This is a genomic window from Bacteroides sp. AF39-16AC, assembly GCF_003602735.1.
GTDB classification, from domain to species: domain Bacteria; phylum Bacteroidota; class Bacteroidia; order Bacteroidales; family Bacteroidaceae; genus Bacteroides; species Bacteroides uniformis.
Map to the genome: position 1 here is coordinate 104,251 of NZ_QTLN01000014.1, position 14,108 is coordinate 118,358.

The 14,108-nt window shown below is 37.2% G+C and carries 15 protein-coding genes; all 15 read left to right on the forward strand.

From position 1 onward, the window contains the following. Nucleotides 1–7 precede the first annotated feature (7 nt). Nucleotides 8–550 (forward strand): acyltransferase, encoded by a 543-nt coding sequence (locus tag DW039_RS12960; protein ID WP_117681080.1) that lies wholly within the window; start codon nucleotides 8–10, stop codon nucleotides 548–550. 4 nt (nucleotides 551–554) lie between these two features. Then, on the forward strand, nucleotides 555–1,475 hold the full coding sequence (locus DW039_RS12965; protein ID WP_117681079.1) for a glycosyltransferase: 921 nt from the start codon (nucleotides 555–557) through the stop codon (nucleotides 1,473–1,475). Between the two features lie 56 nt (nucleotides 1,476–1,531). Beyond that, nucleotides 1,532–2,800 carry an O-antigen polymerase gene (locus tag DW039_RS12970; RefSeq protein WP_165852455.1) on the forward strand — a complete coding sequence of 423 codons (1,269 nt, stop codon included), beginning with the start codon at nucleotides 1,532–1,534 and terminating at the stop codon, nucleotides 2,798–2,800. After that, a complete protein-coding gene (gene aepX / locus DW039_RS12975) occupies nucleotides 2,766–4,067 on the forward strand; it encodes a phosphoenolpyruvate mutase (RefSeq protein WP_117681078.1) in 1,302 nt (433 codons plus the stop codon). Before DW039_RS12970 ends, aepX begins: the two co-directional genes overlap by 35 nt. Before the next feature lie 38 nt (nucleotides 4,068–4,105). Then, nucleotides 4,106–5,236, forward strand: a complete 1,131-nt coding sequence (aepY, locus tag DW039_RS12980) for a phosphonopyruvate decarboxylase (RefSeq protein WP_117681077.1) — start codon at nucleotides 4,106–4,108, stop codon at nucleotides 5,234–5,236. 4 nt (nucleotides 5,237–5,240) lie between these two features. Then, entirely contained in the window at nucleotides 5,241–6,314 is a 1,074-nt protein-coding gene (locus DW039_RS12985; protein ID WP_117681076.1) for a phosphonoacetaldehyde reductase, read from the forward strand. Between the two features lie 8 nt (nucleotides 6,315–6,322). Next, the gene (locus tag DW039_RS12990; protein ID WP_117681075.1) at nucleotides 6,323–7,114 is read left to right on the forward strand and encodes a phosphorylcholine transferase LicD; all 792 of its coding nucleotides are present in this window, start codon (nucleotides 6,323–6,325) and stop codon (nucleotides 7,112–7,114) included. After that, on the forward strand, nucleotides 7,111–7,803 hold the full coding sequence (locus DW039_RS12995; protein ID WP_117681074.1) for a LicD family protein: 693 nt from the start codon (nucleotides 7,111–7,113) through the stop codon (nucleotides 7,801–7,803). The genes DW039_RS12990 and DW039_RS12995 overlap by 4 nt, the downstream gene beginning before the upstream one ends. Nucleotides 7,804–7,814: 11 nt before the next feature. Next, nucleotides 7,815–9,038 (forward strand): glycosyltransferase, encoded by a 1,224-nt coding sequence (locus tag DW039_RS13000; RefSeq protein ID WP_008663515.1) that lies wholly within the window; start codon nucleotides 7,815–7,817, stop codon nucleotides 9,036–9,038. An 8-nt stretch (nucleotides 9,039–9,046) separates the two neighbouring features. Then, nucleotides 9,047–10,189, forward strand: a complete 1,143-nt coding sequence (locus tag DW039_RS13005) for an N-acetyl sugar amidotransferase (protein ID WP_008663516.1) — start codon at nucleotides 9,047–9,049, stop codon at nucleotides 10,187–10,189. Nucleotides 10,190–10,207: 18 nt separating this feature from the next. After that, on the forward strand, nucleotides 10,208–11,281 hold the full coding sequence (locus tag DW039_RS13010; protein ID WP_008663517.1) for a polysaccharide biosynthesis protein: 1,074 nt from the start codon (nucleotides 10,208–10,210) through the stop codon (nucleotides 11,279–11,281). A 100-nt stretch (nucleotides 11,282–11,381) separates the two neighbouring features. Continuing rightward, nucleotides 11,382–11,603: a hypothetical protein gene (locus DW039_RS13015; RefSeq protein ID WP_005829183.1), complete on the forward strand. Its 222-nt coding sequence runs from the start codon at nucleotides 11,382–11,384 to the stop codon at nucleotides 11,601–11,603. Continuing rightward, nucleotides 11,600–12,004: a putative toxin-antitoxin system toxin component, PIN family gene (locus tag DW039_RS13020; protein WP_022400851.1), complete on the forward strand. Its 405-nt coding sequence runs from the start codon at nucleotides 11,600–11,602 to the stop codon at nucleotides 12,002–12,004. The genes DW039_RS13015 and DW039_RS13020 overlap by 4 nt, the downstream gene beginning before the upstream one ends. A 40-nt stretch (nucleotides 12,005–12,044) precedes the next feature. Next, nucleotides 12,045–13,193, forward strand: coding sequence for a capsular polysaccharide biosynthesis protein CapF (locus tag DW039_RS13025; protein WP_120382006.1), 1,149 nt, complete (start codon nucleotides 12,045–12,047; stop codon nucleotides 13,191–13,193). A gap of 25 nt (nucleotides 13,194–13,218) precedes the next feature. Further along, nucleotides 13,219–14,108 (forward strand): UDP-N-acetyl glucosamine 2-epimerase (locus DW039_RS13030; RefSeq protein WP_120382007.1); only part of this gene is annotated, 890 nt, incomplete at its 3' end.

Consider the following 14,108-nt stretch of genomic DNA (forward strand, 5'->3'; position numbering starts at 1 on the left):
TCTTTTTATGATTGGTAGTACGTCTTTTTTAACGGAAGAAGAAATAAAATCGTTAGGGTTTAAAAAATATGGAGATAATTTGAAAATTAGTCGTTTTGCTCATTTTTATACCCCTTCTACTATTGAAATAGGTAATAATGTCCGTATTGACGACTTTTGTATATTATCTGGGAATATTAAACTTGGATCAAATATTCATATTTCTGCTTATTGTGCACTTTATGGAGCCTATGGAATAACGATGTGTGATAATACAGGACTTTCTCCTCGTGCAACAATTTTTAGCTCAATGGATGATTTTAGTGGTGATTTTTTAATAGGTCCAATACATGATAAAAGCAAAATAAATGTTCAGGGTGGTTCCGTTTTGTTAGAAGAATATGTGCAAATTGGTTCAGGAAGTATATTGTTTCCAAAGTTGAAAATATCTAAGGGGTGTGTAGTTGGAGCTATGTCTTTGGTTAATAAAAGCCTTGATGAATGGGGGGTATATGCAGGAATACCTGTAAAAAAAATTAAAGAACGCCGTAGAGGATTATTGAATTTATAGTTTTATGAAGCCATTGGTAAGTATTATTTGCATTACTTATAATCAAGCTGAATATTTATCTTCATGCTTAGATAGTATTTTTTCTCAGCAGGTGGATTTTCAAGTAGAATTGATAATACATGATGATGCTTCTACAGATAGTACAACTGAAATAATTTCTCAGTATATCAAGAAATGCCCTTTTCAGATTAAAACTATTCTACAAAAAGAGAATCAATATTCTAAAGGAATTGATATTTTTTCAAAATATATATATCCTAAGGTCGAAGGTAAATATATTGCTATTTGTGAAGGAGATGATTATTGGACGGATTCTCGGAAACTATCTATTCAAATTAAAATGTTAGAAGCAAATCAATCTTTTTCGGCAACAGCTCATCAATCTACTGTTATATATGAAAAAGAAAATAGGGAACATTTGTTTTGTCTATTACGAAAGAATATAATAAAAATGGATGATGTTATGGGAAATCGTATTTTTCATACTGCATCTTTTGTTTTTAGAAGTGACATAATTCCCTTGCTTTCAATAGACATAATTCCTTTTGCTTATGATCGTTTTTTATTTCTAGTTTGTTCGTTTTATGGTGATATATATTATTTTTATGATAATATGTGTGTATATCGAAAGAGCGAAATAGGTATTACTAGTCATATAACTTATCAAATTCACAAACGGGATTTATTTGTCCCGAAAAAGTTGAAAGAAATAAATTCTAATTTTCCATATTATAGATATATGGCTTACGTTAATAAGGCTATGTTGTCTTCAGTGGATATCTCTCTCTGGAATTACATATGCCATTCTGTAACATTTTTGTTCTATTCTTTCTCATACTTTCCTAGAAATATTATGGATATATATAGGTGGGGGTATTTGACAGTTTGGTGGATGACTAAAGGTCGAAAATTTCGTATGAAATGAGTTTGATAGTATTCTGCTTTTTTACTCTCATATTTTTACTTTTAAAAAAAAGTAGAATGGATTTTTTATCAAAAAAATTCTTATATGTTTTTTTGTTTTGGTGGGGTGCATATTTATTTTGTTCTACATTTAATCCTTGCGACTTATTTCTTGTTTCAAATGAAACATACATTATATTGTTAGGGTATGTTGTTTCTTTTTTAATAGGTTTTAGTATATTTCCTATAAAATACAATCATTCAATTTATAAAAATAGAGCTAATATTTTAGCCATAAAAACTAATTGGTGGTATGTGTTAGCAGGAATATCAAGTATCATTATTCTATATAATTATATTTGTAAGTATTTGTTGTTGTTAGAGGTGGTAGGTGCAGATGAAGCAAGAGAGTCTCTTTTTGAATCTGGGCTTCTGTTTAGTACAAATTATGAGATATATTTATTTCAGTTTCTGTTTACTCCTTTTCAAACAATAGTGCAGTTCTTTTTAGCTTATTGTATAGTCTTCAAGAGCAAGTTTCCTCCTATATATTTAATGTTATTTGTTCTCTATTTTTTTCTTTATGGCTATTTAGGAGGAGGAAGGGCTAACTATCTAGCTCTCTTTTTATATGTTATATTGTTATTTGTACTAAGAACCCAGATTGCTTCAAAATTACATTGCAATATTCGAAAATATTCTTTCAAATTTACTTTTTTCCTTTTTTTCTTTTGTGCAATAATTTTTGTGATTGTTTCTATTCAAACTACATTGAGAAAAGGAGTCACTGATATAGATGGACAAACCATCCTTATGGGATTTGAAGAATTGTTGTCCCAATTTGTATGGTATATGTTGGGACCTATTAGAGCGTTAGATTATGCTTTTGAGTATCAGTATGATTCCTTTTTAGGCTTGTGGTATGGAAGAGCAACTGTTGGTGGATTTGATACACTTTTAAAGATGTTTATTCATGCGTTAGGAGGAAGTTATACAACCGCTAATCAAGTTATAGGTGGCTATCTTCAAGAACATCTAATAACTGTCGGTTATGGTATAACTTTCAATTTTGCTTATACAGCATTGATATTTTATTATTTAGATTTTGGTTACTTTGGAATATTGTTGTGGCCATTCTTTTTGGGAATAACAACTCGGTTTACTGTTTATAAGTTTCAGAAAAAAGCAACTTTCGCAAGATTGATATTAATGTTATTCTTTTTTTATACTGCAATATTTGCGACTTTTTCATGGACTTTTTATAAAACAGCTTCAGTAGTGTTAATTATATTACTAATTATATACCAGAAATATGAACAAAAAAGTTTATGTCGGCATGAGTGCTGATATTATTCATCCAGGGCATTTGAATATTATTCACGAGGCCCAGAAATATGGTTCTGTAACTGTTGGAGTATTGACAGATGCTGCTATTGCTAGTTATAAACGTTTGCCATATTTGACTTATGAACAGCGTTCGCTAATTGTGAAGAATTTGAAAGGCGTTGAAGAAGTGATTCCCCAAACAACTCTTGATTATGTTCCTAATTTAGAGTTGATAAAACCTGATTTTGTAGTTCATGGTGATGATTGGAAGGATGGTATTCAAAAAGAAACTCGTCAACGTGTCATAGATACAATTTCTAAATGGGGTGGTAAAGTGATAGATGTTCCTTATACAAAAGGTATATCTTCCACCCAGTTAAATACCCAGTTAAAGGAAATTGGTACTACCCCTGAAATTCGCTTGAAACGTCTAAAACGTCTGATTTCTGCCAAGAAAATTGTTCGAATATGTGAGTCTCATAGTGGATTAACAGGTTTAATTATCGAAAATACGAGTGTTGAGGTTAACGGTATTAAACGTGAGTTTGATGGAATGTGGTCTAGTAGTCTTACTGATTCTACCTCTAAAGGAAAACCGGATATTGAAGCTGTTGATTTGACTACCCGTCTTCATGATCTGAATGACGCTTTGGAATGTACAACTAAACCCGTAATTTTTGATGGAGATACAGGTGGAAAAATAGAGCATTTTGTATTTACAGTTCGTACTTTGGAGCGCTTAGGGATATCAGCAGTTATTATTGAAGATAAAATTGGTCTGAAGAAGAACTCGCTTTTTGGAACAGACGCTGTTCAAACCCAGGATACAATTGAAGGTTTTTGCGATAAGATAAAGGCTGGTAAGCGTGCTCAGATAACGGCTGATTTTATGATAATAGCTCGTATTGAGAGCTTTATTGCAGGTAAAGGTCTGGATGATGCAATGGAACGTGCATTAGCATATATTGAGGCTGGTGCTGATGGCATTATGATTCATAGTAAGGATAAATCGGGTAAGGATATTAGGGAGTTCTGTATGACTTTGCGTAAGAAGCATAAATCCATACCTATTGTGGTTGTTCCTACAACATATAATCATATAACAGAAGATGAATTAGCATCATGGGGAGTGAATGTAGTAATTTATGCCAATCATATGCTTAGAAGTGCATATCCCGCCATGCTAAATACAGCAAAGTCCATTTTGGCTAATGCCCGTTCATATGAAGCTAATGATTTATGTATGCCTGTCAAAGAAATATTAGAATTGATTCCGGGTACTAAATAACTTCGTTTATATTCTATTAATTTGAGATTCTTGTTATTATGATATCTTCAAAATTTTTCATTGATTCTCTTTGCTCCATGCAAATGGATTTCTTTACGGGAGTTCCCGATTCTTTATTGAAAAATGTGTGTGCATATATCACCGATCATTTTGTTACAGAACGAAATGTTATCGCGGCCAATGAGGGAGCTGCAGTTGGTTTAGCTGCAGGATATTATTTAGCCACAAAAAAAATACCAGTTGTTTATATGCAAAATTCCGGTCTTGGCAATGCTGTCAATCCTTTAATGTCATTAACGGATAAAGAAGTTTACAATATTCCTTTATTGTTACTTGTGGGATGGCGTGGCGAGCCAGGAGTAAAAGATGAGCCCCAGCATATTAAGCAGGGCAAAGTGACACTTCCTTTACTTGAAGCTATGGGTATAAAATATGCCATTATGTCTCAAAATGAAACAGAATTCTTATCTCAATTGAATTATGCCAATTTTTATATGAATGAGACACATGAACCTTTCGCTTTTGTAATTCCCAAAGGAACTTTTGAGGAGTATAAGCTTCAACAAGATGGAGAGGTGATATTACCTTTGAAAAGAGAGGCTGCTATTCAACTTATAGCTTCTTCATTGTCAAAAGAGGATATTATTGTCTCTACTACAGGTATGATATCACGTGAGTTATTTGAATACCGTACTTCTGCTTTTATGGAACATGAGAAGGATTTTTTGACAGTAGGTTCTATGGGGCATGCTTCTCAAATAGCATTAGGCATTGCTCTTGAGAAAAAAAAATGCAAAGTTTTTTGTTTCGATGGTGATGGATCAACTTTAATGCATATGGGATCGCTTGCAATAATAGGTTCCTTACATCCAGACAACTATGTACATGTTATTTTTAACAATGGGGCTCATGATTCTGTAGGTGGACAACCCACAGTTGCCTTTAATATTGATTTGTGTAAAATAGCTCAGGCTTGCGGTTATGAGGCAGCTTTATCTGTTTCAGACAGTGATAGCTTATGTGAAGCCCTTAAAAGAATTACGTATATGCATGGTCCTATTTTGTTAGAGGTTAAGGTAAGAAAAGGAGCACGTAAGGATTTGGGACGTCCGACTACTACTCCCTTACAAAATAAAGATACCTTTATGCTTTTCTTGAATAATCAATGATTTTATGGAGCAGCGTTGTTTTTTGGGAGAGTCTTCAATCGAAAATTTGCTCTTAGTTTTGAAGGAGTTTTCTTTTTCTCACCTTTTTTTGGTGCGTGGCAGAAACTCTTATGAGACTTGTGGTGCCAAATCTATTATGACTGCTGTTTTTAGTGAATTAGATTGTGAAGTAACGGAGTATTTTGATTTTGAAGAAAATCCTAAAATCGAAGATTTGGAAAGAGGGTTATTACTATTACGTAAGTACTCTTGTTCTGTCATTGTCGCTGTTGGTGGAGGTAGTGTATTGGATATGGCTAAACTACTTCGCTTTTTTTATTCTTATTCTGGTGAGCCTACAAGTGGTAAATTTGAAAAAGAGAAAGATTTGCTTCCATTGATAGTTCTTCCCACTACAGCCGGTACGGGAAGTGAGGCGACCCATTTTGCAGTATTGTATAAAAATAAAGTGAAATATTCTGTAGAACATAATGCTATTTTACCTGATGTTGCAATTGTATATCCCCCATTCACATACAATACTCCGAGGTATTTGACAGCTTGTGCAGGTTTTGATGCTTTGGCTCAGGCTATAGAGGCTTACTGGAATGCTTATGCTACAAAAGAGTCAGATGAATTTGCTAAGAGAGCAATTGAACTTTTGTGGCCTAATTTACCATTAGTTGTAAATTCTCCTACTAATAGTATGAGAAATAAAGTGTCGGAGGGGGCTTATTGGGCTGGTCGTGCTATAAATATCACTAAAACGACTGCGCCTCATGCTTTCTCTTATTCATTTACAACTTATTATGGGTATCCACATGGGCATGCAGTAGCAATGACATTTCCTTTTTTTTGGTCAATAAATATGGATATACATAGAATTAGAAAAAATATATCCCCATCTCTGTATAAACAAAAGATTGAATATTTAAAAAATCTGTGTAATATTGATATTGGTGACTATATAGAAAAAAGAATTTTATTGCCATTGAAGTTGCCGGAAAATTTTAATAAGTATTTCATTTTAGAGAGTGTAAATAGGCAGCGATTGCAAAATAATCCAGTGGACTTAGATGATTTTAGTGAATTGTTTTGAAACATATTATGAAGGAGTTGTCTTGTGATGAATTTAAGCAAATTCAGATACAAATATTGAGTGAAATAAAAATATTTTGTGAAAAAAATGGGTTGAATTATTATTTAGCGTATGGAACTTTATTGGGAGCTGTGAGGCATCAAGGTTTTATTCCTTGGGATGATGATATTGATATAGTAATGCCTCGTATTGATTATTTAAAATTTGAAAAGTTATTTAAACATGATAGATTCGAATTTCTTTCAATAAGTAAGGATGCTACTTATCCTTATCATTTTGGAAAAGTTTTAGATAAAAATACAATATTAGTAGACGATTCTTCCTCTTCCTATGATATCGGGGTTAATATAGATGTTTTCCCGATAGATGGTCTGCCAAGTTCAGAAATGAGAAAAAGAATACATTGTCATTTTGTTTGGTTTTTGCAAAATATTGCAACTCTTAAATTAATGAAATATGTGAGAAAAAGAGGAATGATTAAAAATATCATTCTTGCATTCTTGAAATTTATTTTTATTCCCTTTCCATTATATACAGTTTTAAAAGCTATAAACAACTATGCAATGAAATATTCTATGGAGAAATCATCAGAATATCTTTTGGAGGGAGCTTATAAGAATAGGGAGGTCGTTTGTGCTTCTATTTTTCAAAGTAAAATGAATGTTGTGTTTGAAAATGAGTCTTATAGTGCACCTGTTGGGACAAATTCATGGCTTATGCAACTCTATGGAAATTATATGGAAATGCCCCCTGTTGAAAGACGGATTTCAACGCATAATTATAAAGTATTGCAGAAATGAATCAGAAAGAAAAAGAATGGTTAGCATCCTTATTACTTGTACGGGATATATTGGATAGATTCTCTATAAAATATATTTTAGATACAGGTACATTATTGGGTGCAGTCCGAGACAGAGCATTTATTCCTTGGGATGATGATATTGATATCGCAATAATTGATTTCTTATTTGATAAACATTTAGCGAAAACAATAGGAAGAGAGCTCTATTTAGTAGGGTTTGATGTAATTATTACTGCAAATACAGTTCATCTACGTCGTTGTAATTGCGAAATAAATTTGAAATCATATTTGCGAAATGGTACTTTTTATAATTCAACAATGACAAAAGTAGAAGGATCTGATTTATTATATTCAATTTATAACTGTTTAAGACGACTTGCTCTTTATAGAAACTCTCATTCTTTTTCTCGTCAAGTAGTGAATTTTATTTATTTTATAATTTCGTTTATGAACTATTTAGGTGGGGCTTTTTTGCAGGATTTACTTATAGCTAAATCTAAACCTAAAATTCGTAAGATTGTAATTCCTGCCTATTTGTTGTCGAATACAAAAGATATTCTCTTTTATGATGAGTATTTTAAAGTTCCAATTGATGTGAATGAATATTTGACTTTACGATATGGCAAGAATTGGAATATTCCTAATAGAAATTATAATTATATAACAGATGATTTATCCCTAAAATAGTTTTAATCTTTATGCTTACTCTTCTTCAAATTAGTATAGAGGTGAATTCTGGTTCTGTAGGACGTATTGCTGAACAAATAGGGCAAGTAGCTCTTGCACATGGTTGGAAGAGTTATATAACTTATGCTCGTAATCATTTGCCTAGTCAATCTATGACTATTAAAATAGGTACAAAATGGGATGTGTATTGGCATGGAATTATGACACGTTTGTTTGATACTCATTGTCTTCACTCTACTCGAGCCACTAGAAGATTAATACAACAGATTGAGGAAATTCATCCTGATATTATTCAACTTCATCACATTCATGGGTATTTTTTGAATATGGAGGTTTTATTTAAGTATTTATCTTCTATTTCTACACCTGTGGTATGGGTTTTTCATGACTGTTGGTCAATGACTGGGCATTGTGCTCATTTTGACTATGTCGGATGTGAGAAATGGTTGACGCATTGTGAGACTTGCGTACAAAAGAAAATATATCCTGGAAGTGTATTAATAGATAGGTCTTTTAAAAATTATGAACTAAAAAAAAAGTTGTTTACATCTATGGAAAATTTGACTATTGTGCCGGTATCACAGTGGCTAGGAATGATTGTAAAGAAATCATTCTTGAAAAATTATCCAATAAATGTAATTCAAAATGGAATTGATCTAAAACTTTTTTCTCCTCAATCCTTGCAGAGTGTATGTGCCATGAGAAATAAATTGGGATTAGCAGAGCAAACTAGTGTTTTATTAGGAGTAGCTAGTATTTGGGATAAACGCAAGGGGCTTGAGGATTTCGTTCAATTGTATAACATGATTTCTGAAGATTGGGTTATTGTTTTAGTGGGATTATCAAAAACACAGTTGAAAGAAATCCCCGATGGCATAATTGGAATTGAGAGAACTGAAAATGTTACTCAATTAGCTACTTTGTACACTTTAGCTTCTGTCTTTATTAACCCAACTTGGGAAGATACATTTCCAACAACAAATCTAGAATCTTTAGCTTGTGGAACACCTGTCATTACATATCGGACTGGCGGAAGTGTTGAGTCTGTATCAGATGAAACTGGATATATTGTAGAAAAAGGGGATATAAAAGGCATAAAGAGGGCTGTAGCTGAAATAGTAAAGCGAGGAAAAGAAGTTTATCATCATATATGTCGAAAACGAGCTGTTAAATATTATGATAAAAATGAACGCTTTGAAGATTATATAAAATTGTATGATACTTTGTTAAAGTAGAAAAGAGTATGGATAAAAATTACCAAGTATGTACCCATTGTGTAATGGATACGACTGATTCTAATCTGACTTTTGATGAAAATGGTGTATGTGACAGATGCCGAGAGTATGAACAACATATATTACCTTGGTGGAACCATGGCAAAGGCCACGAAGTTGAGTTGAAAGCCATTTTGGAGCAAGTAAGAATCTCAGGAAAAGGTAAAAAATACGATTGTATTTTAGGACTGAGTGGTGGATTGGATAGTTGTTATATGCTGCATCTTGCAGTCAAAGAGTGGGGGCTTCGTCCCTTTGTGTTTCATATTGATGCCGGATGGAATCTGCCTGTAGCAGAAGAGAATATTAAAAAGCTCTGTGATAAACTGAATGTCCATCTTCATATTCAGAAGTTGGATTTTGAAGAGTTGAAGCAGATGCAGATTGCATTTTTCAAGACCGGACATGCCGGGTTGGATGTTCCTCAAGACCATGCTTTCATTGCTCAAATAGATAAATATTCGGAAGAATTGGGTGTGAAATACATTTTGAATGGTTATAATATTTGTACTGAAATTGTTGCTGACCCAGACTCTTGGTTTGATGGTGCAGGACCTACGGCAGATAAAACCTATGTAAAGGATGTATTAAAAAAGCACGGCAATGTGAAGACTAAGAATTATATTTATACTACAGGTTTTAAACATAAATTTGTTCTTCCATACATAAAAGGAGTAAAGACGTTGCAACTCCTAAATTATGTTCCTTTTACAAAAGCTGAAATGTTGGCAACCCTTCAACGTGAATATGATTATCAACCTTATGGGCAAAAACATTTTGAGGATTTGCTTACTAAGTTTCTAGAGGCTTGGTGGCTTCCTACTCGGTTTGGCTATGATATTCGTAGGGCGCAATTATCAAGTTTGATTATTACGGGACAAATGAGCCGTGAAGAAGCTCTTGAAATTTTAAAGAATCCTCCTGCTTCTGATGAGGAGTGTAAAAAGATGTTTGATGAAGTGGCAGAGAAACTGGCTATTAGTAAGGAAGAACTAATGTCATATCATAAATTGCCGAAAAAATACTTGCACTATAAGAATAATGCCTGGGCATTTAAGATTGGTATTAGACTTTATCAACTATTGGGATTGGATAAAAGAATTAGAAAATAGGAAAAATATTAGTGAGTTATGTCTATATTCAAGGACAAAGTTTTATTAATCACCGGAGGCACCGGATCTTTTGGTAACGCTGTATTGCGTCGTTTTCTTGATAGTGACATCAAGGAAATCCGTATTTTTAGCCGTGACGAGAAAAAGCAGGATGACATGCGTCATCACCTGCAAAATCCCAAAGTAAAATTCTACATTGGTAATGTCCGTGACCGCCAGTCTGTGGACGGTGCCATGATGGGAGTGGATTATGTGTTTTCCGCCGCCGCCTTGAAGCAGGTTCCCAGTTGCGAGTTTTTCCCGTTGCAGGCTGTGCAGACCAATGTGATCGGTACCGACAATGTACTGGAATCCGCCATAGCGCATGGTGTAAAGAATGTAGTAGTGCTTTCTACCGACAAGGCTGCCTATCCCATCAATGCCATGGGCATCAGCAAGGCCATGATGGAGAAGGTTGCCATAGCCAAGGGCCGTGCGCTGGGTGAAGAGGCAGGAACGACCATCTGCTGCACCCGTTACGGCAATGTGATGGCAAGCCGCGGTTCTGTAATACCGTTGTGGGTGGAGCAGATAAAGAACGGCAGGCCCATTACGGTAACGGACCCCAACATGACCCGCTTCATGATGACGCTGGACGATGCCGTGGATTTGGTAATCTATGCGTTTGAACACGGGCATAACGGTGACCTGTTCGTGCAGAAGGCTCCTGCCGCCACCTTGGATGTACTGGCGCAGGCCTTGAAGGAAACATACGCGCAGGTTGATCCGAAATACGGTGAGACGGAGGTGAAGACCATCGGCACGCGCCACGGCGAGAAACTGTATGAGACACTGGTAACCCGCGAAGAGATGGCAAAGGCTGTCGACATGGGCGACTACTACCGCATCCCCTGCGACACCCGTGACCTGAACTATGACAAGTTCTTCACGGAAGGCAATGAGGATATTGCCCGTATAGAGGACTATCACAGCCATAACACCGCCCGCCTGGATGTGGAGGGCATGAAAAAGCTTCTTTTGAAACTCCGCTTCATCCGCGAAGACCTCGGAATGGAGGAAAAGGCGAAGAGCGCGGAAATCAAGAGTGAATAAGTCTTTAATTTGAATAATACAACAGGAAAGAAAGAGGGAATGTATTGTTCCTTTAGAAAAAAAAACTATCTTTGCCATATTGAAACTAATAATTGAGAATATGGCAGCAACAGTATTAAATTCAGTTCAACAACATCTTTTGAAGATGTTTGCTTTTGATGGTTCGGAGGAGCGATTGAATGAAGTTAAAGAAGTGTTGACCAAATATTTTTCTCAGAAGTTAGATGACCGCTTGAATGACTTATGGGATTCGGGAGTTTTAAACCAAGAAAAACTTGATGAACTGAGAAAAATTGATGTCCGTACACTTCCGAAGAGATGAATAGAATTGTATTAGATACAAATAGCTTGATACAGTGCATTTCTCCCAAAAGCAGGTACCGTAAGATTTGGGATTGCTTTTTGGATGGAACGAATCAGTTATGCGTTTCTGATGAAATTCTTAATGAATATGAGGAAATATTAGAACGTTTGGCAGGTGTGGAAATAGCTAAGCTGGTGATTGATGTCATTCTCAATAATCCTTATACTTTGTTCTTTACTCCTTATTATAACTTCAATCTGATAAAATCAGATCCGGATGATAATAAGTTTGTGGACTGTGCAGTTGTGGCTAATGCCAAGTTTATTGTTACGGAAGATCATCATTTTCATATATTGAAGCAATATAATTTCCCAAAAGTAAGTTTTATAGGTTTGGATGATTTCTGTCATTCACTATGAATATCTTCTCTTTTCTGTGACAAACAGAACCCATTAGTTTATGAAAATCTTAGTAACCGGCTCCCGAGGGTTCGTCGGCCGGAACCTTGTATCCCAGCTGCACAACATCCGTGACGGGAAAGCCCGTAATTACGGCATTGCAGGTGAGGAACTTACTATTTACGAGTATGACATGGACAGTGACCCTGCCGAACTGGATGTCTATTGCAGACAAGCTGACTTTGTCTTCAATCTGGCAGGCGTGAACCGTCCCCAGGATGCGTCTGAGTTTATGAAAGGGAACTTCGGCTTCGCCTCCATGCTGCTTGATACATTGAGGAAGTACGGAAATACTTGTCCGGTAATGATTTCCTCTTCCACGCAGGCCGCACTCGACAACCCTTACGGTGAATCGAAGCGGGCAGGGGAGCAACTGTTGTTCGAGTACTCCAGGGAAACGGGTGCAAAGGTACTGGTGTACCGCTTCCCGAATGTTTTCGGCAAATGGTGCCGCCCCAACTATAACAGCGCGGTGGCCACTTTCTGCAACAACATCGCCCATGACCAGCCCATCCGGGTGAACGACCCTTCGGTGGTGATGCATCTGGTTTACATAGACGATGTGGTGGACGAGCTTGTCTCTGCCCTGAGCGGCAGGGAACACCGCAACGGGGATTATTGCGAAGTGCCCGTAGTACATACCGTTACCTTGGGCGGCATTGTGGAACTGATAAGGTCTTTCAGGCAAATGCCCGGTACCTTGTCCGTTCCGGATTTGAGCGATGCCTTTACAAAGAAACTCTATTCCACATACCTCTCATACCTGCCTGAAGAACGGTTCAGCTATCCCCTGAAGATGAATGTGGACGACCGCGGCAGTTTTACGGAGATTATCCGTACTTCCGACCGCGGGCAGTTCTCGGTGAACATCTCCAAGCCGGGCGTTACGAAAGGCCAGCACTGGCACCATACCAAGAACGAGAAGTTTGTGGTGGTGAGCGGACATGGTCTGATACAGCTCCGCAAGATAGGTACGGAGGAAATTGTCAGCTTCGAGGTAAACGGCGGGAGGATGGAGGTCGTGGAGATGATTCCCGGCTATACGCACAACATTGTCAACCTTTCGGAAACGGAAGACCTGGTGACCTTCATGTGGTGCAACGAGTGTTTCGACCCGGCACGTCCGGACACTTATTCTGAAAAAGTCTGAAACGAGTTAAAGAATATAGGAACAGATGGATATAAAATTGGATTATTCGCAAGTCAGGTTTCAGGAGAACGGCAGACTGAAACTTCTGATTATAGTGGGCACCCGTCCGGAAATCATCCGCCTGGCGGCTGTCATCAACAAATGCCGCAGTTATTTTGACTGTCTGCTGGCCCACACCGGCCAGAATTACGACTATAACCTGAACGGTGTCTTCTTCCGTGACCTGAAGCTGAAAGACCCCGATGTGTATATGGATGCCGTCGGCGATGACCTCGGTGCCACGATGGGGAATATTATCAACGCCAGCTACAAGCTGATGGTGCAGGTGAAACCTGATGCCGTGCTGGTGTTGGGAGACACGAACTCCTGCCTGAGCGTGATAGGCGCGAAACGTCTGCATATCCCCATCTTCCATATGGAGGCAGGCAACCGCTGCTTTGACGAGTGCCTGCCTGAGGAGACCAACCGCCGTATTGTGGACGTCATTTCCGATGTGAACCTCTGCTATTCGGAGCATGCCCGCAGATACCTGAACGCTTCGGGCGTGGCGAAAGAACGTACATACGTAACCGGTTCGCCCATGGCGGAAGTCCTGCATGAGAATTTGTCCGAAATAGAGTCCAGCGATATTCACCAGAGATTGCATCTCCAGAAAGGTAAATACATCCTGCTCTCCGCGCATCGGGAAGAGAACATTGACACGGAGAAGAACTTCCTGTCCCTTTTCAAGGCGGTTAACGCTATGGCCGAGAAATATGACATGCCCATACTTTACAGTTGTCATCCCCGTAGCAGGAAACGTCTGGAATCAAGCGGCTTTGCACTTGACAGTCGTGTGATTCAGCATGAACCTCTCGGTTTCCACGACTACAACTGCCTGCAGATGAACGCCTATGCCGTTGTGAGTGACAGCGG